The organism is Avibacterium volantium, from assembly GCF_049366555.1.
Taxonomy (GTDB): Bacteria; Pseudomonadota; Gammaproteobacteria; order Enterobacterales; family Pasteurellaceae; genus Avibacterium; species Avibacterium volantium_A.
This window is the reverse complement of record NZ_JBMMGT010000004.1, coordinates 83,653-106,665: the sequence shown is the minus strand read 5'-3', so window position 1 is coordinate 106,665 and position 23,013 is coordinate 83,653. Positions and strand designations below refer to the sequence as shown.

Annotated in this window: 20 protein-coding genes; 11 read left to right on the top strand and 9 right to left on the bottom strand. The window is 41.8% G+C overall.

Features of this window, described 5'->3' with window-relative positions; all coding sequences use genetic code 11:
• Nucleotides 1–40 precede the first annotated feature (40 nt).
• The 6 genes from ACLS0A_RS02045 to malQ form a co-directional block, all read right to left on the bottom strand.
• The gene (locus ACLS0A_RS02045; RefSeq protein WP_416082207.1) at nucleotides 41–2,503 is read right to left on the bottom strand and encodes a glycogen/starch/alpha-glucan phosphorylase; all 2,463 of its coding nucleotides are present in this window, start codon (nucleotides 2,501–2,503) and stop codon (nucleotides 41–43) included.
• Nucleotides 2,504–2,636: 133 nt separating this feature from the next.
• Nucleotides 2,637–4,070, bottom strand: coding sequence for a glycogen synthase GlgA (gene glgA, locus ACLS0A_RS02040; RefSeq protein WP_416082206.1), 1,434 nt, complete (start codon nucleotides 4,068–4,070; stop codon nucleotides 2,637–2,639).
• A gap of 75 nt (nucleotides 4,071–4,145) precedes the next feature.
• A complete protein-coding gene (glgC, locus tag ACLS0A_RS02035) occupies nucleotides 4,146–5,453 on the bottom strand; it encodes a glucose-1-phosphate adenylyltransferase (RefSeq protein ID WP_416082205.1) in 1,308 nt (435 codons plus the stop codon).
• Between the two features lie 15 nt (nucleotides 5,454–5,468).
• Nucleotides 5,469–7,490 (bottom strand): glycogen debranching protein GlgX, encoded by a 2,022-nt coding sequence (gene glgX, locus ACLS0A_RS02030; protein WP_416082211.1) that lies wholly within the window; start codon nucleotides 7,488–7,490, stop codon nucleotides 5,469–5,471.
• 25 nt (nucleotides 7,491–7,515) lie between these two features.
• Nucleotides 7,516–9,870: a 1,4-alpha-glucan branching protein GlgB gene (glgB, locus tag ACLS0A_RS02025; RefSeq protein ID WP_416082204.1), complete on the bottom strand. Its 2,355-nt coding sequence runs from the start codon at nucleotides 9,868–9,870 to the stop codon at nucleotides 7,516–7,518.
• Nucleotides 9,871–9,879: 9 nt separating this feature from the next.
• Entirely contained in the window at nucleotides 9,880–11,985 is a 2,106-nt protein-coding gene (gene malQ, locus ACLS0A_RS02020; RefSeq protein ID WP_416082210.1) for a 4-alpha-glucanotransferase, read from the bottom strand.
• Between the two features lie 200 nt (nucleotides 11,986–12,185).
• Between malQ and ACLS0A_RS02015 the strand changes: the two genes are divergently transcribed.
• Nucleotides 12,186–12,572 (top strand): DUF805 domain-containing protein, encoded by a 387-nt coding sequence (locus ACLS0A_RS02015; RefSeq protein ID WP_416082203.1) that lies wholly within the window; start codon nucleotides 12,186–12,188, stop codon nucleotides 12,570–12,572.
• Nucleotides 12,573–12,613: 41 nt separating this feature from the next.
• Here the strand turns inward: ACLS0A_RS02015 and ACLS0A_RS02010 are convergent, their stop codons facing one another.
• A complete protein-coding gene (locus ACLS0A_RS02010) occupies nucleotides 12,614–13,054 on the bottom strand; it encodes a YcgN family cysteine cluster protein (protein WP_416082202.1) in 441 nt (146 codons plus the stop codon).
• Between the two features lie 176 nt (nucleotides 13,055–13,230).
• On the opposite strand from ACLS0A_RS02010, the gene ACLS0A_RS02005 reads away from it, so the two are divergent.
• The 7 genes from ACLS0A_RS02005 to ACLS0A_RS01975 all read left to right on the top strand — a co-directional run bounded on the left by ACLS0A_RS02005 (nucleotide 13,231) and on the right by ACLS0A_RS01975 (nucleotide 18,763).
• A complete protein-coding gene (locus tag ACLS0A_RS02005; RefSeq protein WP_103852869.1) occupies nucleotides 13,231–13,893 on the top strand; it encodes a Bax inhibitor-1/YccA family protein in 663 nt (220 codons plus the stop codon).
• A gap of 79 nt (nucleotides 13,894–13,972) precedes the next feature.
• Entirely contained in the window at nucleotides 13,973–14,302 is a 330-nt protein-coding gene (locus ACLS0A_RS02000; protein ID WP_103852870.1) for a TusE/DsrC/DsvC family sulfur relay protein, read from the top strand.
• Between the two features lie 77 nt (nucleotides 14,303–14,379).
• Nucleotides 14,380–15,267, top strand: a complete 888-nt coding sequence (locus ACLS0A_RS01995; RefSeq protein WP_416082201.1) for a metal ABC transporter substrate-binding protein — start codon at nucleotides 14,380–14,382, stop codon at nucleotides 15,265–15,267.
• The gene (locus ACLS0A_RS01990) at nucleotides 15,257–16,174 is read left to right on the top strand and encodes an ATP-binding cassette domain-containing protein (protein WP_416082200.1); all 918 of its coding nucleotides are present in this window, start codon (nucleotides 15,257–15,259) and stop codon (nucleotides 16,172–16,174) included. The genes ACLS0A_RS01995 and ACLS0A_RS01990 overlap by 11 nt, the downstream gene beginning before the upstream one ends.
• The gene (locus tag ACLS0A_RS01985) at nucleotides 16,171–17,034 is read left to right on the top strand and encodes a metal ABC transporter permease (RefSeq protein WP_416082199.1); all 864 of its coding nucleotides are present in this window, start codon (nucleotides 16,171–16,173) and stop codon (nucleotides 17,032–17,034) included. The genes ACLS0A_RS01990 and ACLS0A_RS01985 overlap by 4 nt, the downstream gene beginning before the upstream one ends.
• Nucleotides 17,021–17,854 (top strand): metal ABC transporter permease, encoded by an 834-nt coding sequence (locus ACLS0A_RS01980; protein WP_416082198.1) that lies wholly within the window; start codon nucleotides 17,021–17,023, stop codon nucleotides 17,852–17,854. The genes ACLS0A_RS01985 and ACLS0A_RS01980 overlap by 14 nt, the downstream gene beginning before the upstream one ends.
• A gap of 12 nt (nucleotides 17,855–17,866) precedes the next feature.
• Nucleotides 17,867–18,763: a DMT family transporter gene (locus tag ACLS0A_RS01975; RefSeq protein WP_416082197.1), complete on the top strand. Its 897-nt coding sequence runs from the start codon at nucleotides 17,867–17,869 to the stop codon at nucleotides 18,761–18,763.
• Between the two features lie 14 nt (nucleotides 18,764–18,777).
• Here ACLS0A_RS01975 and ACLS0A_RS01970 read toward each other — a convergent pair whose 3' ends face one another.
• Nucleotides 18,778–19,053 carry an acylphosphatase gene (locus ACLS0A_RS01970; RefSeq protein ID WP_416082196.1) on the bottom strand — a complete coding sequence of 92 codons (276 nt, stop codon included), beginning with the start codon at nucleotides 19,051–19,053 and terminating at the stop codon, nucleotides 18,778–18,780.
• A gap of 173 nt (nucleotides 19,054–19,226) precedes the next feature.
• Between ACLS0A_RS01970 and ACLS0A_RS01965 the strand changes: the two genes are divergently transcribed.
• The 3 genes from ACLS0A_RS01965 (at nucleotide 19,227) to yccS (ending at nucleotide 22,595) form a co-directional block, all read left to right on the top strand.
• A complete protein-coding gene (locus tag ACLS0A_RS01965) occupies nucleotides 19,227–19,886 on the top strand; it encodes a curli polymerization inhibitor CsgI-related protein (RefSeq protein ID WP_416082195.1) in 660 nt (219 codons plus the stop codon).
• Nucleotides 19,887–19,948: 62 nt separating this feature from the next.
• Complete coding sequence (gene mgsA, locus ACLS0A_RS01960) at nucleotides 19,949–20,407, top strand: methylglyoxal synthase (RefSeq protein ID WP_115249610.1); 459 nt, start codon at nucleotides 19,949–19,951, stop codon at nucleotides 20,405–20,407.
• 34 nt (nucleotides 20,408–20,441) lie between these two features.
• Complete coding sequence (yccS, locus tag ACLS0A_RS01955; protein ID WP_416082194.1) at nucleotides 20,442–22,595, top strand: YccS family putative transporter; 2,154 nt, start codon at nucleotides 20,442–20,444, stop codon at nucleotides 22,593–22,595.
• A gap of 74 nt (nucleotides 22,596–22,669) precedes the next feature.
• On the opposite strand, the gene cspD is transcribed toward yccS, so the two are convergent.
• Nucleotides 22,670–22,879, bottom strand: coding sequence for a cold shock domain-containing protein CspD (cspD, locus tag ACLS0A_RS01950; protein WP_103852945.1), 210 nt, complete (start codon nucleotides 22,877–22,879; stop codon nucleotides 22,670–22,672).
• Nucleotides 22,880–23,013: the final 134 nt, after the last annotated feature.

Genomic DNA, 23,013 nt, shown 5'->3' with positions numbered 1-23,013 from the left:
TGCGATTTGCCCACTTTTGTTAAGGTGTTTGTTCAAAAACTTAGTTTAATTTGAGCGGTTGGATTTTCCAGATTTTTTCTGCGTATTCTTTAATCGTTCGGTCTGAGGAGAAGAAGCTCATATTGACGATATTTTGTAACGCACTGTTTGTCCAAGCCTTTTGATCACGGTATTTTTCATCAACCCGTTTTTGGGCTTCCACATAGCTTTGGAAGTCGGCAAAGGATTGATAATAATCGTGATAGCACAAGCCATTAAGCAAATCTTGATAACGGTGCGGATCATTCGGCGAGAATAATCCTGACGTGATTTGGTCAATCACACGGCGTAATTGTTCATTACTTTGGTAAATATCGTAAGGGCGGTATCCGTTACGACGTAACGCCTCCACTTCCTCAACGGTATGACCAAAAATGAAAATGTTATCTTCGCCCACGTTTTCCAAGATTTCTACGTTTGCCCCGTCTAATGTGCCAAGGGTTAATGCGCCATTAAGAGCGAACTTCATATTACTTGTGCCTGATGCTTCCGTTCCTGCGAGAGAAATTTGCTCGGAAATATCCGCAGCAGGAATGATGATCTGAGCAAGGCTGACGCTGTAGTTTGGAATAAACACCACTTTCAGGCGACCTTGCAAGCGTTCATCGTTATTGATGATTTTCGCCACATCATTGATTAAATTAATGGTTTGTTTCGCCGCATAATAGGCTGAAGCCGCTTTCCCTGCCAGAATAAACACGCGTGGCGTCCAATCTTTTTCAGGGTGTTCGAGCATTTCGTTATAGCGTGCGATGATGTGTAATACATTGAGAATTTGACGTTTGTATTCGTGAATACGTTTTACCTGTACGTCAAATAAAGCATCTGGATTGAGTTCAATGCCCAATTCTTTTTTCACATAATCCGCTAAGCGAACTTTGTTGGCACGCTTGATCGCAGGAATGGCTTTTTGCACGTCTGGATCCTCAATATGTGCTTTGAACTCATTTAATAAGCTCAGATCACGGCGCCATTCCGTGCCAATATAGCGATCAAATAATGCGGATAAATCTGGGTTTGCCACTGCAATCCAACGGCGTGGTGTAATACCATTGGTAACGTTAGTGAAGCGTTCTGGGTAAATATGAGCAAAATCCGCAAAGGTTGAAGTAACCATCAAATCTGAATGGATTGCCGCTACCCCATTGACTTTGTGCGATCCCACAACGGATAACCAGCCCATACGCACTTTGCGTACATCGCCTTCTTCAATTAAAGACACGCGGCGAATGAAATCATCGTCTGTGGTTACATAAGTGCGGACATATTCTAAGAAATAATCATTGATTTCAAAGATAATTTGTAAATGACGCGGTAAGATTTTCGCCATCATTTCCACTGGCCAAGTTTCTAATGCTTCCGACATTAATGTGTGGCAAGTGTAAGAGAAAATACGGCGGCACATATCCCACGCAGTTTTCCAATCATAGCCTTCTTTATCCACTAGAATATACATTAATTCAGGAATGGCTAAGGCTGGGTGGGTATCATTTAAGTGGATTGCCACTTTATCGGCAAGATTTTTCACGCTGCCGTGAGTGCGTTTGTGGCGTTTGATAATATCTTGTAATGAAGCGGAAACTAAGAAATACTCTTGGCGTAAACGCAATTCGCGTCCTGCCCAAGTGGAATCATCAGGGTATAACACGCGAGAAACATTTTCACTGGCAGCACGATCTTCAATCGCACGGAAATAATCACCACGGTTAAATTCTGCCAAATTGAAAGAATCCCCTGCGTGGGCGCTCCATAAACGTAAAGTCGCCGCACTGTCATTGGCATAGCCCGGGATCATTTGGTCGTAGGCTAAGGCAATAATTTCTTCTTTGCTTTCCCAAACACATTTTTTGTCTTCAAAGTAGATATGTCCGCCAAATTGAATATTAAAACGTTTAGACGGACGAATAAATTCCCAAGGTGCGCCTTTTTCTAACCACGCATCAGGTTTTTCTACCTGTTTGCCGTCTTCAATAGACTGTTGGAACATTCCATATTCATAACGAATACCATAACCCATACCAGGGATTGCAAGGGTGGCGATAGAATCCATAAAGCACGCTGCTAAACGCCCTAAACCACCGTTACCTAAGCCCGGATCAACTTCTTTTTCGATGATTTCTTCTAAATCCACATCAAGCTCTGCTAACGCGTCTTTAGCAAGGGTATAAACGCCCTCTGCAATCAACGCATTAGAGAGGGTGCGTCCCATTAAATATTCCATTGATAAATAATAAACACGGCGTGTTTTTTCATCACGGGATTGACGGGCAGTAGAAATCCAGCCCTCTGTAACAAGATCACGCACCGCATAAAGGGTGGCGTTTAGCCAATCACGTTGGCTTGCTTCTTGTGGGGAACGTCCAATTAAGAAAATCAATTTATACACAATCGCTTTTTTCAGCGATTCTGTGGTTTGTTCAGGTTGGTTATAAGAAAATGGAAAATCGGTATTATCCATTGTCATAGATGGCTCTCCTAATCTATTTCAATTTAAAATCGGCGTATTTTTATCCTTTTCGCATAAAAACACAACAAAAATTAGCCTAAAATCGCAGATTTTTCCACCGCACTTAGATTTTAGGCAAAATATAATGACGCTATAAAATACGTTGATATAAATCTTGATAATGTCTGGCCGCAATTTGCCAGCTGAAATCTTGCTCCATTGCAACCACACGCACGCTTTGCCATAGGCGTTGTTTTTGCCAAAGTGCAAAGGCGTTGTTAATCGCCCAACTTAACCCTTGCGCATCGGCATCATTAAACACAAATCCTGTGGCTTTGCGCGCTTTGATGTTTTCAGAATAGCTATCCACCACTGTATCCGCCAAGCCGCCTGTGGCGCGCACTAATGGCAATGTGCCGTATTTCAAGCCATAAAGCTGGGTTAAGCCACAAGGCTCAAAACGGCTTGGTACTAAAATCACATCACCACCCGCAATAATTAGGTGTGATAAGGCTTCATCGTAACCAATTTTTACTGCGATATTTTCAGGATAACGTTCTGCAAGGTGGCGTAATCCTTCTTCTAAATGCGGTGCGCCTGAGCCAAGTAAAGCAAGCTGACCGCCTTGTTGCACAATGGTTTCGGCACTTTGAATAAGTAAATCTACGCCTTTTTGTTCCGTTAAACGGGTTACCATCACAAATAACAAGGTATCGGATTGTTGTGGAAGATTGAAATAGGCCTGCAATTTTTCTTTATTTTTGCGTTTGCCTGTCATTGCTTTTAATTTGTAATGATCTTCAATGTACTGATCCACATTCGGGTTCCAAATTTGCTCATCAACCCCATTCAGAATGCCGATTAATCGCCCTTGATGTGCTAAGGTTTGTAGCAACCCTTGCAAGCCGTAGCCAAATTCTGGCGTAGTGATTTCTTTAGCATAGGTTGGGCTAACAGCGGTAACCACATCGGAATAATAAAGCCCTGATTTTAAATAGGAAATTTGCCCGTGTAGCTCTAAGCCATTAATATTGAACATTTCCCAAGGTAGCCCTAACTCAAATAAATGATGATAAGAAAATACCCCTTGATAGGCGAGATTGTGAATGGTAAACACCGATTTTGCGGGGCGACCTTTCGCCGCCAAGTAGGCACTGGTTAATCCAGCGTGCCAATCGTGCGCGTGAACCACTTCCGCTTGCCACCACGCATCTAAGCCCACCGCAAGCTCTGCCCCAACCCAACCGAGCAAAGCAAAGCGTTTATAGTTATCAGCATAATCGTTATACCATTGATCGTGGTAAGGATTACCCTCTCTGGCATACAAATGCGGCGCGTCAATTAAATAAACGCCTAGTCCGTTATATTCGCCATAACGTAGCACAATATGCCCAGCAAAATTATCAAATTCCGCCACCACAACGGTGTTAGGAATGCCTGCAGCAATGGCAGGATAAGCAGGCAGTAAAATTCGGGTGTCCATTCCAATTTGCTGTTGCGCAAAAGGTAATGCGCCCATCACATCAGCTAATCCGCCGGTTTTGAGTAACGGATAAAGTTCTGAACAAACGTGTAAAACTCTCATTCTTTTTTATTCCTTAAAACAGAGAAATACGGTGAAAATTTCGCAAAATTTCACCGCACTTCTCTTTACGTTGTATTAATCTAAATGCGCTTCAAACGCAACTGTTTCACCATTTAACTTCTTTAACATTGATGCAGTAACTAGCACGACACCGCCGCTACTCACTCTAAAACGTTTGCTATCCAGTTCTAAATCCACGCCAATTTGCATTCCGTCAGGAATCACCGAATGGCGATCCACAATACAACGTTTGAGTATGCAATTTTTGCCAATAGTAACTTGTGGCAACACCACACTGTGATCCACCAATGAACCCTCTTGCACGGTAACCCGATCAAACAGCACCGAATAGCTAATGGACGCATCGGTGATCACACAGCCCCCCGAAATCAAGCAGTTATCGACGGGCTTAATGTCCGATTTACTATAAAAGAATTTTGATGGATAAGTTTGCGTTGGGTTACCGCGAATCGGCCAGCGTTGATCGTAAATATCCAACTGTGGATTTTCAGAAACTAAGTCAATGTTGGATTGCCAGAAGCTGTCCAATGTTCCCACATCACGCCAGTAAATTTCGCCATCGGTGTTACGTCCCATACAAGAACGGCTAAATGGGTGGGCATAAAGCGTGCCTTCTTCTAAACATTTTGGCAACACATCTTTACCGAAATCGTGGGAGGTGTAAGGAGTGTTCACTTCACGCTCTAAAATATCGTAGAGGTAATCGGCGTTAAACACATAAATCCCCATTGAAGCCAAAGACACATTTGGTTTGCCTGCCATTGCTGGAGGATCTTTTGGTTTTTCCACGAAAGCTTTGACTTTAAGATTTTCATCTACCGCCATTACCCCAAATTCACAGGCTTTTTCACGCTCTACTTCAATACAGCCTACGGTACATTTTGCATTGCTTGAAACGTGATCGAGCAACATTTGGCTATAATCTTGTTTATAAATATGGTCGCCTGCTAAGATTAAAATATATTTCGGGCAGTAATGATCACGAATAATCGCCATATTTTGATACACCGCATCTGCCGTGCCACGATACCAAGTGGAATCATCAATTTGCTGACGTGCTGGCAACATATCAATAAACTCACCACGCTCTTGTGGCAAGAACGACCAGCCTTTTTGCAAATGGCGTAATAATGAATGTGCTGCATATTGGGTAACCACACCAATATGGTTTAGCCCTGAGTTAATACAGTTGGATAAGGCAAAATCAATAATTCGTCTGTTGCCGCCAAAATAAAGTGCCGGTTTTGCGCGTTTATCTGTTAGCTCATAAAGTCTTGAGCCACGTCCCCCTGCTAAAATTAACACCAAGGTATCTTTCACAAGATCATATTTATTTGGTGATTTTGATATACTGTTGCTCATTGCATTTTCCTCGCATTAATTTATTGATTGCTCAATAGTCATTTCCTTTTTTCTCGTGCAACATACGAATGCGAGATCATTTACAGCCCATCGATTTCCTTGCATTTGTACTGACGCACCACAATATACAACTTCCCATTTCCCTTCGGGCAACAAGAACGTTTGTAATTCTGCTTTTGCATTGATTAAAAGTAACCAATCTTCATCTAATTGAATTTGCATTGCTTTGCTGTGGGGATTGTGCCAATCTTCCACTCGCATTAATTCCCCTTGTGGATTGCGCCATTGCACGTTTTCATCTGTCCACCATTGATCCCGTTGTAGGCTTGGGATCGTTTTACGCAATGCAATAAATTGTTTTACCGCTTCAAATAAGTGCGGTTGAAATTTCTGCCAATTTAACCAAGTGATTTCGTTATCTTGGCAATAGGCATTATTGTTGCCTTGTTGGCTATGCCCAAATTCATCGCCAGCTAGCAGCATTGGCGTGCCATTGGCTAACAATAAACTGCCTAGCAAACCACAAGCGCTTAAAAAGCGTTGCTGTTTCACGTCATCAGGGATATTTTCCACGCCCTCTATGCCGTGGTTATAACTATAATTTTCGTTACGCCCATCACGGTTTTGTTCGCCATTGGCAAGATTATGTTTTTCGTTATAACTGGTGAGATCGCACAGGGTAAAGCCATCGTGCGCCGTGATAAAATTCACCGAATTATGCGGCTTGCGATCGCCATTTTGATAAATATCGCTTGAACCTGCGAAACGTTGCGCAAAACCACCTAATTCACCGCTTTTCCACAGCCAAAAACGGCACATATCATCACGGAAACGATCGTTCCATTCAGCAAAATAGCTCGGGAAATTGCCCACTTGATAGCCTCCCTCGCCAATATCCCAAGGTTCTGCAATAAATTTGCAGTGCTGTAAACGTGGCTCTTGCGCAATTTCAGCAAACAGCTGTGCTTGTTGGGTAAATGCTGGGGTTTCTCTGCCTAACACTGTGGCGAGATCAAAACGGAAACCGTCAATATGGCATTCTTCCACCCAATAAATTAAGCAATCCAACACCCAACGGCGAGTGATATCATTGGCTAAATTTAAGGTATTGCCGCAGCCTGTGGCGTTTAGATATTCCCCTTGTGGGTTTTGCCAATAGTAAGTCCGATCATCAATTCCACGCTGGCTAAAGGTTGGAAAATGTTTTTCTGATTCCATACTGTGGTTGAATACCACATCTAAAATCACTTCAATGCCCGCTTGGTGAAGTGCGCGAACCATTGCTTTAAATTCGCTTAATGGTGTTGTACCAGCTTGCCCCGACCAATATTCCGATTCCACTGCAAACATTGCTAAAGGGCTATATCCCCAATAATTGGCTAAGCCTTTTTCCTGTAAATGCGGTTCATCAAGGTGATAATTTATTGGCAAAATTTCCACCGCACTTATGCCGAGTTCTTTTAAATAGGCAATCATTGTGGGGTGCGCTAAGCTCGCATAAGTGCCACGAATGGCTTCAGGCAAATCTTCTCTCAGCTGCGTGAAACCTTTAACGTGCAATTCATAAATAATGGTTTCTGCCCAAGGCGTAGCTAAAGGTTTATCACCTTGCCAATCAAAGGCTTCGCTTTCCAATACGGCTTTTGGGGCAAGATGCGCGTTATCTCGCGGATCACTAAGCAAAAACCATTGCCGTTTTTCGGCACTACTTAAATCTGGCTTACCGATCACCGCTTTGGCATAAGGATCGAGCATTAATTTTTGTGGGTTGCACAATGTCCCCGCTTTGCCCTCAAGCCGAAAGCCGTATTCTGTGCCATAGGGCAGATCGCCTACCCACAAATGCCAAATATCACCGCTTTGGTACATTTCCAGTGGCAATTCTTGTCCATCAAAAAATAAGCATAATTTGACATTTTCTGCACAGGAACAAAATAAGGCAAAATTCCACCCCACTTTTTTCTTACCTGAATCATATTGCAAAATTTCAACGCTACTTCCTAAGGGATAAGGCTTTCCTACTGCCGTGCTGATCATTGTGCTATCCATTTATCCGTTTTACTTATGCTTTTTTATTCGTGGCTTTTTTGCTTTTAGCTGTATTGGCTTTCGTTACATTTGCCGCTTTTTCAGTTTTTGCTGCTTTCGCTGTTTTCGGCTTTTGCCCTTTTTCCGCTGTATCCGTTTTTTCAGCTTTTTTTACTTTTTCTGCTTTTGTACTTTTTGCAGGCTTTTTCCATTTTAAATAAATGGTTGCCAATGGCGGAATGGTTACGGAAATAGAATGATCTTTATCGTGGCTTGGAATTTCTTCACTCACCACTTCCCCTTGGTTGCCTACGTTAGAACCTTGGTAGAAATAAGAATCCGTATTAAGAATTTCTTCATACACGCCTGCTTCATTCACGCCAAAGCGATAATCATAACGTGGCACTGGCGTGAAGTTACTGATTACAATAATGCGCTCATCATCGCGACTACAACGCTCAAACACGAACACGGAATTTTGATAATCGTCCACAACAAGCCAATTAAAGCCTTTTGGATCGAAATCTAACTGGTATAACTCAGGGTGATTTTGATAAGTGCGGTTTAAATCTCGCACTAAATTTAATACGCCTTTATGCCAGCCGCCGCCAATACTTTCATCAAGCAAGAACCAATCTAGGCTTTCTTGATAGTTCCATTCACGCCCTTGCGCAAATTCGTTGCCCATAAAGAGCAATTTTTTACCCGGATAGCCCCACATATAGCCATAATAAGCACGCAAATTAGCAAATTGTTGCCACGCATCACCCGGCATTTTGCCGATCAGTGAGCCTTTGCCGTGTACGACTTCATCGTGAGAAAGTGGCAACACAAAGTTTTCGCTATATTGATACATCATTCCAAAGGTCATTTGATCGTGATGATGTTGGCGATAAATCGGATCTCTTTTCATATAAGCAAGGGTGTCGTTCATCCAGCCCATATTCCATTTGAAATGGAAACCTAAACCGCCATCTTGCGGTGGGTGGGTAACGCCAGCAAAGGACGTAGATTCTTCCGCAATGGTGATTGCGCCCGCATTTTCCGTGCCAAGTACATAATTGGTATGTTTTAAAAACTCAATAGCTTCTAAATTTTCACGGCCACCATATTGATTTGGAATCCATTCGCCGTCTGCACGGCTGTAATCACGGTAAATCATTGATGCCACTGCATCAACACGCAAGCCGTCTAAACCAAAGCGCTCAAGCCAATACAAGGCATTGCCTGATAAGAAGTTTTTTACCTCGTGGCGACCGTAGTTATAAATTAAGGTATTCCAATCCTGATGATAGCCCTCTCTTGGATCGGCGTGTTCATACAACGCCGTGCCATCAAAGGCCACCAAGCCGTGGGTATCACTTGGAAAATGCCCTGGTACCCAATCTAAAATCACATTAATGCCTGCTTCGTGGGCTTTATCGACTAAGCGTTTAAAGCCTTCTGGTGTGCCAAAACGGCTGGTTGGTGAATAAAGTCCAATAGGCTGATAGCCCCAAGAGCCATCAAATGGAAATTCTGATAAAGGCAGAAATTCAATATGGGTAAAGCCCATTTCTTTCACATAAGGAATAAGCTCGTCTGCAATTTGGTCATAATCTAGCCAGAAATTATTTTCCAGATTACGCCGCCAAGAGCCTAAATGCACTTCATAAATAGAAATCGGTTGATCGAACTGGTTCGCTTTGCGGCGTTTCTCGGTCATTTCCACCACATCTGGCAATGGGCTAATTTGTGAAGCTGTATCAGGACGAAGCTGTGAGCTAAAGGCATAAGGATCGGCTTTCAAACGGAGCTGATCGTTACAATCCAATAATTCAAATTTATACAACTGCCCCAGTGCCACTTTAGGGATAAACAGCTCCCAAATGCCACTTGAGGAATGAAAACGCATCGGGTGGCGGCGACCGTCCCAGTAGTTGAAATCCCCCACCACCGAAACCCGCTTCGCATTCGGCGCCCATAAGCGGAAATTCACGCCTGATACGCCTTCGCATTGCATAAAGTGTGCGCCTAAAATTTCATAAGGGCGTAAATGCGAGCCTTCCGCCAACAGCCAATTATCCAGCTCTTGAATCATTGGGTGGAAGCGATAAGGATCTTCAATAATTTGTGGCTCATTGCCCCAATAAACTTCAAGCTGATAAGCAAAAAAACTGCGCGTATCAGGCATTACACCGGCGAAAAAGCCACGTTCATCAAGGCAATCTAATTCGCACACCTTTTGTTGATTTTCTTTATTAACAATTACGACTTTATCCGCATCAGGCAATAACACGCGGATTTCAATGCCTTTTTCAGTTTCGTGCATACCTAACACGGAAAACGGATCGGAATGTGTGCCGTTGAAAAACGCATTAATGGTTTCTTGTGGAAGGAATTTATTCATATAAACCTCTTATCGCAGACGCGCTTGGTTAATTTCGGTTAAAAGTGCGGTGATTTTTTCGTCAGAAAAGATTTCTTCAATGGAACGAGATAATCTCATTCGCCAATTTGGATATTCCAATGACGTCCCTGGTAAATTGAAGGAAATTTCTTGCTCCAATAAATTTTCTAACTGCACGCCAATGAGCTTGGTTTGGCTTTCTGCCAAATAAAGGTGGATCACCCGCATTAAATTTTGGTGCATTGCCATTGTGAGGGCATCGCCCCAGTAATCATCAGGCAAATATTGATCACGGTGCAGACTATTGAGTAAGGCCTGTTTGTCAATGACACGCTGATCATATTTCTGTTTCAACACGTCCCCTTGTAACACACCAAGTTGGGCGAAAAGTTCCAGATCGCGACAATGCCAAAAGCTACTTAAAGACGGAACATCGTGCGTGCCAACAGTAGCAAAAGCGTTAATTGGGAAAGCGTGCTTATCAGGATATTGCAAATTACGCTGTTCAAAATACAGCACAAAATAGGAAAAAATCTGAAATTCGTTTAATTTCCACCGCACTTCATCTGGCACAGTGCCTAAATCCTCGCCCACCACAAGGCATTGATTACGCTGGCTCTCAATGGCTAAAATTGCCATTAATTCAGCAAAAGGATAATGCACGTAAAGCCCATCTGCGGCGGTTTTTTCAGGGGGAATAAACCATAAGCGGAATAACCCCATAATGTGATCAATACGCAACACACCAAAATGCTGCATATTGGCTCGCAATAATTCAATAAAAGGCTGAAAACCGCGAGTTTTTAACTCAGTCGGATTGTAAGGCGGAATATTCCAATTTTGCCCTACTGGGCCAAGCGGATCAGGCGGCGCGCCCACAGAAGCATCAACGCAATAAAGCTGCGGATCAGCCCATACATCCGCACTACCCCTTGAACTACTTACGGCTAAATCGCCATAAATACCTAAGCGCATTCCTTTCGCTTGGCATAAGGTTTGCAGATGATTAAGCTGTTCTTGCGCCAGCCATTGTAACCAGCAATAAAACATCACTTGGTCTTTATGCTGACGGATTAATTTATCCCGTTGTTTATCATTAAGTTGTTGATATTGTTTCCAACCAAGCCAACCAATTTGATTTTCTTGCTCAATGGCTTGATGGGAACTTTGGCAATCCAAGCATTCAAATAAGCCTTGATATAACAAGCCTTTGCCCTGTTGTTTAACAAAATCCGCAAAGGCTTTTTGTCGTTGCTGCATTTTTGCCGCACGGCTACGTTGGAAATAAGCATAAAGTTTCTCAAGTGCGGTGAATTTTAGCTGCGTAATTTCTGTATAATTCACTTGCTCTGCTTGTCGTAAGGCTGCAAGTTGCTGTTGAATATTCTCTTGATTCAGCCAATTTTGCACGGATTTACACAATTTATATTCAGGCAGATCGTCAATGGCAAGGTAAAGCCAATTCAAATAGCGTCTTGACGCCGAACTATAAGGGCTTGCCCATTCAGGCACAGCGGAATACATTGCGTGCAACGGGTTAATGCCGATAAATTCCGCCCCATACATTACGCCCTTTTCCACCAAATAAGCCAAATCAGCAAAATCCCCAATCCCCCAATTTCGTGCTGAACGCAAACTATAAAGCTGAACATTCAAGCCCCACGCTTTTTGCTGTTGAAAAATCGCAGATTGATAGGCGGTTTTCGGGCTAACGAAAAGGCGAACGTGGTAGTTTCTTTCGCGGCTGGAAAGCTGTAAAAGATAATAGCCAAAAGGCTGCGCAGGAAAAGAAAGTTGATGATTAGAAAAGGAAAGTGGTGTTACAGGCTGATGTTGTTCATTAAATAAGGTAACTTGAAGAATATGGCTGTCGAGATTTAACCGTGCAATATCATAAACAATGGTTTCTCCCTCCCGCGCCACAAAAACATCATCAAATTGCACCGCACTTTTATTTTCTATGTCCTCTGGATTTTCTCGCTGTAAGGAAAGCAGCTCAATAAAATACGCCAAACTCTCTGGATTGGCATAAATCAAATTGCCATCAATATCATAATGAGAAATGGCTATGCCTAATTTCTCAGCCTTTGCTTGAAGTGTTGCGCTAATATCCATATGCTTTTCCAACAACCATAAATACTGGAGAATTAACTTCATTCTACAAATCAATGAGTTAAAAGCAAACGGTTTCCTTTAAATTCGTGATCTCCGTCAAATAAAGATTTTTTCTTTTAAAGACAAAAATTTGCTAATTGACAGAGATATTGCCAATTTCTAGAATAATTAAATTTTTCAAGGAAAATTAAAGGATAAAAATGAACTGGTATTTGTATGTACTAAAAAACTATGCTCAATTTAATGGGCGTGCAAGACGTAAAGAATTTTGGTGGTTTGTGGCGGTTGATTTTTTACTGTATGTAATTTTAGGTTTACTCGATTTTGTTTTACTTAATAACGATTTCGGATTTAGTGGCGTTTATGGACTTGCAACCTTAATTCCTTCTTTGGCAGTGAGAGTAAGACGATTGCACGATACCGATCGCTCTGGCTGGTGGTTATTAATTGCCTTTATTCCAGTAATCGGTTTTATTGTGCTATTCGTCTTTGCTTGTTTAGACGGAACACGGGGGATAAATCGTTTTGGCGAAGATCCTAAAAATCCAGTGAATGAGCAAGTCCCCCACGCTAAATTCATTATATAGAAAAAATGCGGTAGTTTTTTACCGCACTTTTTTATTCATCTTTACTCATCATCAATCACAAACTCAAACCAATCAATCACGTCTTTTTCGTGAATGCCGTTTTCAATGGGAATATGCGCGAGCTTTACGCTATTTGGATCGCCAGAAATTAACGGATGCCAATCAAACAGCGGTTTATTTTCATATAATAACCGATAAGCGCAGGTGGCTGGCAGCCAATGGAAATCAGGCAAATTCTTTTTGGTGAGTTTGGTGCAATCTGGCTCAAGTTGAAAACGTTGCACATAATTACCGCACTTCGTGCTGTCTAAATCAAGCAAATTGCAGGCAATGCGAGTGAAATACAGCTTTTTGCGCCGTCCACGGCCCTCAATAAATTTACGATAACAGCATTTGCCGCAACCATCGCACAGGGCTTCCCATTCTGCTTCATTCATTTCTAACAGCGATTTATGCTGCCAAAAGTTTTTTTCTAATTGCATTGTTATTTGTTTTGTTGCTGATTTCGTCAAAATTGTGTTGAATTATAACAATCCTCACGTTTTTTTCCTATGCAAGCCAATGTTAAACTGATAAAAATCCATCGACATTCATTGACTTTTCCCCTACTAGCCTATACTTTATAACCTTGATTTTTATATTAATAACAGGAGCGTTTATGCAATCTCGTTTAATCGTTGAAGACAGCCGTCAAGAATCGGTGTTGGCTACCAACAAGGTGTTACGCAACACTTATTTCTTATTGGCGTTAACCTTAACTTTTTCTGCGGTTGTTGCTTATGTGGCAATGACATTAAATGTTGCCCCATTACATTTTGGTGTGTTATTGGTGGGCTTTTATGGCTTATTATTTTTAAATAGCGCCTTAGAAAACAGTGCGTGGGGGATTCTTTCCACTTTCGCTTTAACTGGTTTTATCGGCTATTCTTTAGGGCCAGTATTAAATATGTATATTGGCGCAGGTTTAGGTGATTTAATCGCCCTTGCTCTCGGTGGCACTGCAGCGGTGTTCTTCGCCTGTTCTTTCTATGTACTCAGCACGAAAAAAGATATGTCATTCCTTTCTGGTATGATGTTTACCTTGTTTATCGTGCTTGTGGTAGGAATGATCGCCAGCTTCTTCTTTAAAATGCCGGCATTCTATGTGGCATTAAGCTCATTATTTATCGTGTTCTCTAGTATGGGCATTTTATATCAAACCAGCAGCATCATTCACGGCGGTGAAACCAACTATATTCGCGCAACCGTAAGCCTTTATGTGTCGATTTATAATATCTTTGTGAGTTTATTAAACTTACTTGGTATTTTACGCAATGATTAATTATTGCTTTAATTGGTAAATTCAGCGCCCCTTTTTAGGGGCGTTTTTGTATAATTAAAAAATGAATAGGGAAACAAAAATGCTCAATATTAACGATACGATTATTGAAACCGATAACGAAGGTTATTTGTTGGATTTAACACAATGGACGCCCGAAGTAGCACTAGCCATTGCAGAAAAGGAAGGGCTAAGTTTAACCGAAGCCCATTGGGAAGTGATTCATTTTGTGCGTGATTTTTATCAGGAATATAACACTTCACCGGCGATCAGAATGTTGGTGAAAGCAATGGCGCAAAAATTAGGTGAAGATAAGGGCAACAGCCGTTATTTACAACGCTTATTCCCAGAAGGGCCAGCCAAGCAAGCCACAAAACTGGCAGGGTTACCAAAACCAGCAAAATGCCTATAATTTGAGAATCATTCGCATTTACTTGATGAGCTTTGTGCTTTATAATAGCGGAAAACGATTCATTAAAAGGAGAATTTATGTTGAAACAGTTCGCTACCATCGCGCTTTCTGCCGCAATGTTGTTTAGCCCCGCAAGCTATGCTAAATTCAAAGTGGTTACCACCTTTACCATTATTCAAGATATGGCGCAAAATATTGCTGGTGATGCCGCCAGCGTGGAATCCATCACCAAGGCAGGCGCAGAAATTCACGGCTATGAGCCAACGCCAAAAGATATTGTTAAAGCGCAGACAGCAGATCTTGTGCTATGGAACGGGTTAAACTTAGAACGTTGGTTTGAGCGTTTTTTCCAGAATGTAAAAGATAAACCCGCGGTCGTGGTTACAGAAGGCATTCAACCTATTTTTATTGCGGAAAATGGTGAGAAAAAACTCCCTAATCCCCACGCGTGGATGTCGCCAAGCAACGCATTAATTTATGTAGAAAATATCAAAAATGCGCTGATCAAATATGATCCACAAAATGCCGAAACTTACCGTCAAAATGCAGAAAATTACGCAAAAAAGATCCGCACTTTAGATAGCACGCTTCGCCCTAAATTGGACAAAATTCCCCAAGCACAACGCTGGCTTGCCACTTCTGAAGGGGCATTTAGTTATTTAGCGCAAGATTATGGTTTTAATGAAGTTTATCTTTGGGCGGTGAATGCAGAACAGCAAGGCACGCCACAACAAGTGCGTAAACTGATTGATTTAATTCGCCAACATCAGATTCCGGTGATTTTCAGTGAAAGCACCATTTCGCCAAAGCCTGCACAACAAGTGGCGAAAGAAAGCCAAATTCATTATGGTGGTGTGCTTTATGTGGATTCCCTTTCCAACGCCAAAGGGCCAGTTCCCAGTTATTTAGATTTGCTCAACACCACCATTTCCACCATTATTGAAGGATTTGAAAATGCCCAATAATCAGCCCACCATTGAAGTACAGGACGTAACAGTTCGTTATAACAACGGACATACCGCCATTCATAATGTGTCTTTTCAGCTACAAGGTGGCACAACCTGTGCTTTGGTGGGGGTGAATGGCAGTGGAAAATCCACTTTATTCAAAAGTTTAATGGGGTTGGTAAAACCGCAACAAGGGCAAGTGTTGCTTTGCCATCAGCCGATTAAGAAAGCATTAAAGCAAAATTTAATCGCCTATGTGCCACAAAGTGAAGAAGTGGATTGGCAATTTCCCGTATCCGTTTACGATGTGGTAATGATGGGGCGTTATGGTTATATGAATTTTCTCAGAATTCCCACCGCACTTGATAAACAAGAAGTTCAGCTGGCAATGGAGCGCTTAAATATCGCGCATCTCGCACAGCGTCAAATTGGCGAGCTTTCTGGTGGGCAGAAAAAACGCGTTTTTCTGGCTCGTGCGCTGGCACAAAAAAGTAAAATTATTCTGCTTGATGAACCTTTCACCGGCGTTGATGTGCAAACGGAAGCAGCGATTATGGACTTGCTTGCCAACTTGCGTGAAGAAGGTTATTTAATTTTAGTTTCTACCCATAATTTAGGCGCAGTGCCAGATTATTGTGATCAAGTGATTATGATTAACCGCACCGTGCTTGCTCAGGGTAGCACCGCCACCACCTTTACTCAGCAAAATTTAGAGCAAGTATTCGGTGGCGTGCTGCGTAACGTGAAACTGAGTGGGCGTGATTTGCACGATGATGAAGACGAGCGCACCGTAACGGTGCTTACCGATGATGAACTGCCTGCTGTATTTTACGGACAAACGAAAAACGATCCGCCTGCACCAATCGTACGTGATTGTAATCTAGAAGATTGCCCCTGTCGTACTGACAAAGAGAACAGCCAATGATCGCCTTATTATTAGAACCTTTCCAATATGATTATATGATTAACGCCTTTGTGTTAAGTGCAATGGTTGGTGGTATTTGTGCTTTTTTATCCGCTTATTTAATGCTGAAAGGCTGGTCATTGATTGGCGATGCGCTTTCTCATTCGGTTGTTCCTGGTGTTGCCATCGCCTATGCCTTTTCTTTTCCTTATGTGATTGGCGCATTTTTTTCGGGAATTTTAGCCGCACTTTCTATTCTCTGGGTGAAATCCCTGTCCAATTTACGCCAAGATGCGGTGATCGGTTTTATTTTTACCACCTTTTTTGCTCTCGGGTTATTTATCATTTCCCTTAATCCCACCGCCATTAATGTGCAAGATATTGTATTAGGCAACCTGTTAGGCATTTCAACGGAAGATATTTGGCAAGTAGCCATCATTATCAGCATTTGTTTTGTGCTATTGCTGATTTTTTGGAAAGATCTGTTACTAGTCTTTTTTGATGAAATGCAAGCCTCCGCCGTGGGACTGCCGCCGCTTCATTACAAAATATTATTTTTCACCTTATTAAGCGCTTGTGTGGTGGCAGCTTTGCAAACCGTTGGCGCAATTTTAGTGATCGCAATGGTTATCACACCAGGGGCAACGGCATATTTGCTTACGGATCGTTTTAAAACCTTAGTTATGATTGCGGTGAGCCTCGGCATAAGCAGTAGCGTACTCGGTGTGTACATCAGCTATTATTTAGACGGCGCAACAGGCGGATTAATTGTCTGTTTTCAGACCGCACTTTTCTTGAGCGCCTTTTTCCTTTCCCCAAAATACGGTATTTTACGCCATAAGCGTGCCGCTAATAAGGAGCAACATAATGAGCTGGGTTGATTTCGCGAATTGGTGGTTTGAGCCGCTCAGTTATCCCTTTATGCAAAATGCCTTGTTTATAGCGTTAATCATTGCGGTGATTTGTGCCGTGCTTTCTTGTTTCTTGATTTTAAAAGGCTGGTCGCTAATGGGCGATGCCATTTCCCATTCGGTTTTGCCGGGTATCGTGTTAGCTTATGTGGCGAGTATTCCTTTAGCCATCGGTGCGCTAGTTTCAGGCTTGCTGTGCGCCTTTGGGATTGGCTATTTAAAGTCCCACAGCCGAATTAAGGAAGACACCGTAATGGGGATTATGTTTTCCGGAATGTTCGCGCTAGGGCTTGTATTATTCAGCAAAGTGGAAACAGAGCAGCACTTAACGCATATTTTATTCGGTAATTTATTAGGCATCACACCGCAAGAATTAATCCAAACACTGATTATCGCCGCCCTTGTTTTGCTAGTTATCTTGCTGAAAAAACAAGATTTTCTGCTTTTCTGTTTTGATCCCAATCACGCTCGCGTTATCGGGCTTGCGGTAACAACATTGCACTACAGCTTGCTGTTTTTGCTCGCTCTAACCATTATCAGCACAATGCAAGTGGTGGGCATTATCTTAGTCACGGCAATGCTGATTTCCCCGGGAATCACTGCTTATGTGCTAAGTAAGAATTTCAACAAAATGCTCTTAATCGCCATTGCAACTGCCACAAGCAGCAGTTTTTTGGGCATCATTTTGAGTTATCATCTTGATGCCGCCACTGGTCCAACGATTATTTTGTTGCAAGCGCTGTGTTTTGCACTGGCTTTAGGCTATCGCAAATTTCGCCCCATCAAATAAGGCAGACCACCGATGAAAACAACGCTCAGCACCAATGCACTGTATATTTTACTGATGGGGCTTGGTTTCCCGATTTTACGCGTGATGAGCCTGCATTTTGACACTTTCAATAACAATGCTGTGCGTTTTTTATCGGGTGGTATTCTGTTTATCCTGATCTGTGTGTTCAAATTTAGAAACACTTTATTTGAGATTTTCAAACAGCCACGCTTGTTGCTCACCTTGCTTTTACTGGGCGTTTTTATGGCGGGGAATATGTATTTCTTTATTAACGGATTAAGGCTTACTTCCGCCCTTTCTGGCAGTATTTTTGGCATTCTGGCAATGCCTTTAGGGATTGCCATCGCAGCGATTTTTTTCGCTGATGAACGGCAAAAAGTGAAACAGCGTGCTTTTTATTTGGGATCGTTACTTGCCATTATTGGCTCGTTTATTTTTGTCCTGAATGGCAATCAGCAAGGGGGCGAACAGCAATTTGTTCTTGGCGCCGTGTTTTTATTTTTGGGCATTTTTATTCAATCCCTACAAAATTTACTAGTGAAAAGTGCGGTGCAAAAATTGCCCGTTTTTGTCATTAGCGCGTCCACCGCCACAATTGCAGGGCTGATTTTCTTAGTGCTTGCCCTATATTCTGGCAAAATTGCCGAACTTCAACACACCCCAAGACTAATGCTCAGCGCCCTTGCTTTGGTAGGGATTTATGGAATGGCAACAGGAATGTTGTTTGCTTTTTATATTGTGCAAAAACAAGGCATTGTAACCTTTAATTTGCTCCAATTGCTTGTGCCGATTCCTACCGCCATCATTGGTTATTACACCTTAGGAGAACGGATCAACCTTGCCCAAGCCTTAGGGGCAAGTGTTGTATTAATCGGCTGTCTGATTGCGTTAAATCGAAGCAAAGCCTAACCTTAAACGATAGATTAAGTTCGGCGCACAGAAAAATCGTAGAAGCTCTCATTATCAGGATAGTCTTCCATAATCACTTGTTTTACCACTGCACTGGGTGAGCCGCGCTGCAACCATTGATAAAGCTGGGTTAATTGTTCTTCCGACCCTTTAGCGATCACTAAAACGCTTCCGTCCGAAAGATTTTTTACCCAGCCCGTTAGCCCAATTTTGCAGGCTTCTCTCCAAGTGAAATAGCGAAAACCCACCCCTTGTACACGCCCATAAACGGCAAATTTTTTGACTTTCATTTTCCCTCCCACTGATCCAAATCATTCCAATGCCATTTAATCTCACAAATTTTAAGCAAAAATAAAATTTTTTATTTTCATTTTTGCCAAATTAGAATAGCATAGCCAAGTACACTTTAGATGATTAAAGTGAATCAAAATAAAACATTATCCCTTATATGAAAGGAGCGAATATGAAATTTCGTTTTGCTGCATTAGCTACCGCAGCTTTATTAACCAGCACTGCAAGTTTTGCCGGTATGGTAACCAGTTCATCTAATGTTGATTTTTTAGCCATTGACGGACAAAAAGCAAGTAAATCTCTTTTAAAATCAACCAATTCTTTTAAAGCCAATGATGCACAAACTCACCAAGTTGTGGTGCGTGTAAGTGAAGTGGTGAGATCAGGCGGTTCTGACCGTACATTATTTGAATCAAATCCGATCATCGTTACTTTCCAAGGTACAGCAGAAGATGTAGTTATTTCTGCACCACACCTTGAAGATGAGCGTGAAACCGCAGCTTATAATAAAAACCCTGTTGTTAGTGTAAAAACTGTTTCAGGAAAAAATGTGCCGTTTAAGCAAGATCTTTTAAAACAAGAAGGTTTCTTACCTGGCTTAAATCTCATTGACAATCTTTCTGAGTACAACGCGTCAGGGGCGGTTGCTTCGGTATCTTCTTTTGCTACTACAGCAATGCCAGCAGCCATTCCAGCGGCAGCAAAAGCACAAAAAGGCAAAATTACCGTACAAGGTGAAAATGTGGTGGAACAACAATTACAATATTGGTTCCAACAAGCCGACAAAGAAACCCAAGCACGTTTCTTGAACTGGGCGAAAAAACAAAAATAATCGCGAATGATTGATTAAGAAAAAGTGGGCTTTAGGCTCACTTTTTGCTATCTGGAGGAAAAATGCAAAATACCACTCGCCAGCTTGCAGAAAGCAAACACATTGCCTTGGTTGCTCACGATCACTGTAAACAAGATTTAATAAATTGGTGTAAAAAGCACCGCACTTTGCTTTCTGCACATACCCTTTATGGCACTGGCACAACAGGCAATTTAATCCAAGCGGAAACCGATTTACCCATCACCCCATTGTTAAGTGGCCCAATGGGCGGCGATCAACAACTTGGTGCATTAATTGCGGAACAAAAAATTGATGTGCTGATTTTCTTTTGGGATCCAATGAATGCTGTGCCGCACGATCCTGATGTCAAAGCCTTGATGCGTATTGCTACAGTGTGGAATATTCCTGTGGCGATGAATATGGCCAGTGCGGATTTTCTGGTGCAAAGTCAATTATTTAATCAAAAGGTGGAAATTCGCGTGCCAGATTATGCCAATTATTTAAAAGAGCGGTTAAAATAATGAAAATTTTTGCCTTTTAAGGATTACACAAAGAATGAATAACTGGCTGAACGCAAAGGTTATCGCCACCATTCCTGTTTTTATTGCTGTCAATATTGCGGCTTTTTCCGTGTGGTTATTGGATATTTCGCAGCAAAGTATGCCGTTGGTACTCGGCATTATCGCAGGCGGTTTGGCAGATTTAGATAACCGCTTAACTGGGCGGTTAAAAAATATTTTTTATACCCTACTGGCCTTTTCGGTATCCACCCTTAGCGTTCAGCTCACGCTCGGCAATGGCATTGCGTTCACCCTGTTAATGACGGTCATCACCTTTATTTTTACGATGATTGGCGCAGTGGGACAACGTTACAACACCATTTCTTTTGGCACGTTGGTGGTTGCCCTTTACACCACCCTCACCTATCAACCAGAAACCCTGTGGTATCTCAATTCCCTATTAATTTTATTAGGCACATTGCTATATAGCATTACCGCAATTGTGGTTTATCTGTTTTTTCCCAACCGCCCCGTGCAAGATGCGGTGGCGAAATCTTTTCTGGCATTGGCGGAGTATTTAGAAGCAAAATCCTTGTTTTTTGATCCTGATGATATTGATCAACTAGAAAGCAAGCAAATTACCCTTGCAATGAAAAATAGCCAACTGATTAATGCCTTTAACGCGTGTCGTACTGCCCTGTTTTATCGTATCCGTGGGCAATATCGCCATACTCGCACCACGCAAATGATCAACTATTATTTTGCCGCGCAAGATATTCACGAACGCGCCAATTCCAGTTATTTTGATTATCAAGTTTTAACTCAGCAACTTAAAAATACCGATTTAATTTTCCGTATCCAACGCCTTTTAGAATTACAGGCACAGGCTTGTCGCGATTTTGCGCAAAGTCTGCAACAAAACACCCATTACAGTTACAACGCGCGCTTAGAACGTGCCATCACTGGGGTAAATCAATCCTTTGAACATTATGCGCAAACTCATCAAGATGATACGCAAAACACGGCGATCAAAACCTTAATTAATAATTTGCAAGGGGTTGATTGGCAATTACGCCATTTAGGGCAAACACCTGAATCTTCTGAAACGCATCACCGCTGGGTCAAAATTCACGATGATAGCGATGTGAAAGGTTTTAAAAACATTTGGCTCACTATTCGCAGTCATTTAAGTTTTGATTCGCAGCTTTTCCGTCACGCCGTAAGGCTTTCTATTGTGGTTTTTGTCTGCTGTACCATCGTAGAATTTTTACAGCTTTCGCGTGGTTATTGGATTTTGCTCACCGCGGTTTTTGTTTGCCAGCCGAACTATGCCGCCACTAAATTACGTTTAAAACAGCGTATTATCGGCACCATTTTAGGGGTGATTATTGGTTCATTATTGCCTTATGCACAGTCTACTTTGGAATTACAAATGGGCTTGGTGGTTGCCACTAGCACCTTGTTCTTCTTTTTCCGCAGTAATAATTACAGCTTTTCCACTTTTTTCATCACCTTACAGGTGCTAATTAGCTTTAATATTATCGGGATTGATATTCACTCGGCCCTTTATTCACGCTTAATTGATACCTTAGCTGGCTCATTTATTGCGTGGGTTGCCGTGTCTTATTTATGGCCTGATTGGAAATATTTACAGCTCAATAAAGTGATTCATCAAGCCATTCAAAGTGACGGCAAATATTTGTTGTATATCATCAGCCAGTTACAATTTGGCAAATGTGATAGCTTGCAATATCGCATCGCACGGCGAAAAGCGCACGAATATGCCACCGCACTTAGCGCCACGATGTCAAATATGAACAGTGATCCAGAAAAATATAAAGATCACTTGCAAGAAGGCTTTGAAATGCTAAAACTGAATTATTCCTTGTTAAGCTACATTTCCGCCCTCGGCGCGTATCGCAAACACATTAAGCAAATTCAGCAAAATATTGATTTTATGGCAGAATATTATCCCATTGCGAAGAAATTAATTTACGCCTTAGAGCATATTGAATCCTTATCTCAACCTGTATTTGACAAGCTACAAGAAAATATTCATCAATCCTTACAACAGCTCAATGAGCAACAAGGAGAAAGGCTAAACCAATCTGAAGTGGGCATTCCTATTCAACAATTGAATATGATCAGTCAAATTCTCCCGCATATTTATGTGATTTTTCATAATAGAAAAATTGCACAAGAGAACTAAATTAGAAAGAAGAAAAGAGAAAAGACAAAGTATTTCGCTTTGCCTTATTCTTAAAGGATATGAAATAATTTTGTCTATTCTACTACTGGGACAATTTTGGTTGCGTGAGAGCCTTTGTCACCGTGTACAGCTTCAAAATTGACTTTTTGCCCCGCTTTTAACGAACGATAACCTTCCATTTCAATCACAGAATAATGCGCAAAAATATCTGCGTCATTGCCTTCCGCTGAAATAAATCCAAACCCTTTTGCGTTATTGAACCATTTAACAACACCAACTTCCATAATAAACATTTAACCTCTAAATGGATTTTCTATCTCAGATAGAACTTTGAAAACCAATAAAGCACTCGCCTTATTCCCTAATTTTTCGAGTAAATATTCAAATAAATTTCACTTTTTCGCAATAACAAATCTTC

Bases quoted from the DNA above. Each gene is read 5' to 3' on its own strand.
- ACLS0A_RS01980 (WP_416082198.1), top strand. From the start codon at position 17,021: ATGAGCTGGGTTGATTTCGCGAATTGGTGGTTTGAGCCGCTCAGTTAT.
- ACLS0A_RS02010 (WP_416082202.1), bottom strand. From the start codon at position 13,054: ATGCAATTAGAAAAAAACTTTTGGCAGCATAAATCGCTGTTAGAAATG.
- malQ (WP_416082210.1), bottom strand. From the start codon at position 11,985: ATGGATATTAGCGCAACACTTCAAGCAAAGGCTGAGAAATTAGGCATA.
- ACLS0A_RS02005 (WP_103852869.1), top strand. From the start codon at position 13,231: ATGCAATCTCGTTTAATCGTTGAAGACAGCCGTCAAGAATCGGTGTTG.
- glgA (WP_416082206.1), bottom strand. From the start codon at position 4,070: ATGAGAGTTTTACACGTTTGTTCAGAACTTTATCCGTTACTCAAAACC.
- ACLS0A_RS01970 (WP_416082196.1), bottom strand. From the start codon at position 19,053: ATGAAAGTCAAAAAATTTGCCGTTTATGGGCGTGTACAAGGGGTGGGT.
- mgsA (WP_115249610.1), top strand. From the start codon at position 19,949: ATGCAAAATACCACTCGCCAGCTTGCAGAAAGCAAACACATTGCCTTG.
- glgC (WP_416082205.1), bottom strand. From the start codon at position 5,453: ATGAGCAACAGTATATCAAAATCACCAAATAAATATGATCTTGTGAAA.
- ACLS0A_RS01990 (WP_416082200.1), top strand. From the start codon at position 15,257: ATGCCCAATAATCAGCCCACCATTGAAGTACAGGACGTAACAGTTCGT.
- glgB (WP_416082204.1), bottom strand. From the start codon at position 9,870: ATGAATAAATTCCTTCCACAAGAAACCATTAATGCGTTTTTCAACGGC.
- ACLS0A_RS01985 (WP_416082199.1), top strand. From the start codon at position 16,171: ATGATCGCCTTATTATTAGAACCTTTCCAATATGATTATATGATTAAC.
- ACLS0A_RS01975 (WP_416082197.1), top strand. From the start codon at position 17,867: ATGAAAACAACGCTCAGCACCAATGCACTGTATATTTTACTGATGGGG.
- ACLS0A_RS02045 (WP_416082207.1), bottom strand. From the start codon at position 2,503: ATGACAATGGATAATACCGATTTTCCATTTTCTTATAACCAACCTGAA.
- ACLS0A_RS02000 (WP_103852870.1), top strand. From the start codon at position 13,973: ATGCTCAATATTAACGATACGATTATTGAAACCGATAACGAAGGTTAT.
- ACLS0A_RS01995 (WP_416082201.1), top strand. From the start codon at position 14,380: ATGTTGAAACAGTTCGCTACCATCGCGCTTTCTGCCGCAATGTTGTTT.
- cspD (WP_103852945.1), bottom strand. From the start codon at position 22,879: ATGGAAGTTGGTGTTGTTAAATGGTTCAATAACGCAAAAGGGTTTGGA.
- yccS (WP_416082194.1), top strand. From the start codon at position 20,442: ATGAATAACTGGCTGAACGCAAAGGTTATCGCCACCATTCCTGTTTTT.
- glgX (WP_416082211.1), bottom strand. From the start codon at position 7,490: ATGATCAGCACGGCAGTAGGAAAGCCTTATCCCTTAGGAAGTAGCGTT.
- ACLS0A_RS02015 (WP_416082203.1), top strand. From the start codon at position 12,186: ATGAACTGGTATTTGTATGTACTAAAAAACTATGCTCAATTTAATGGG.
- ACLS0A_RS01965 (WP_416082195.1), top strand. From the start codon at position 19,227: ATGAAATTTCGTTTTGCTGCATTAGCTACCGCAGCTTTATTAACCAGC.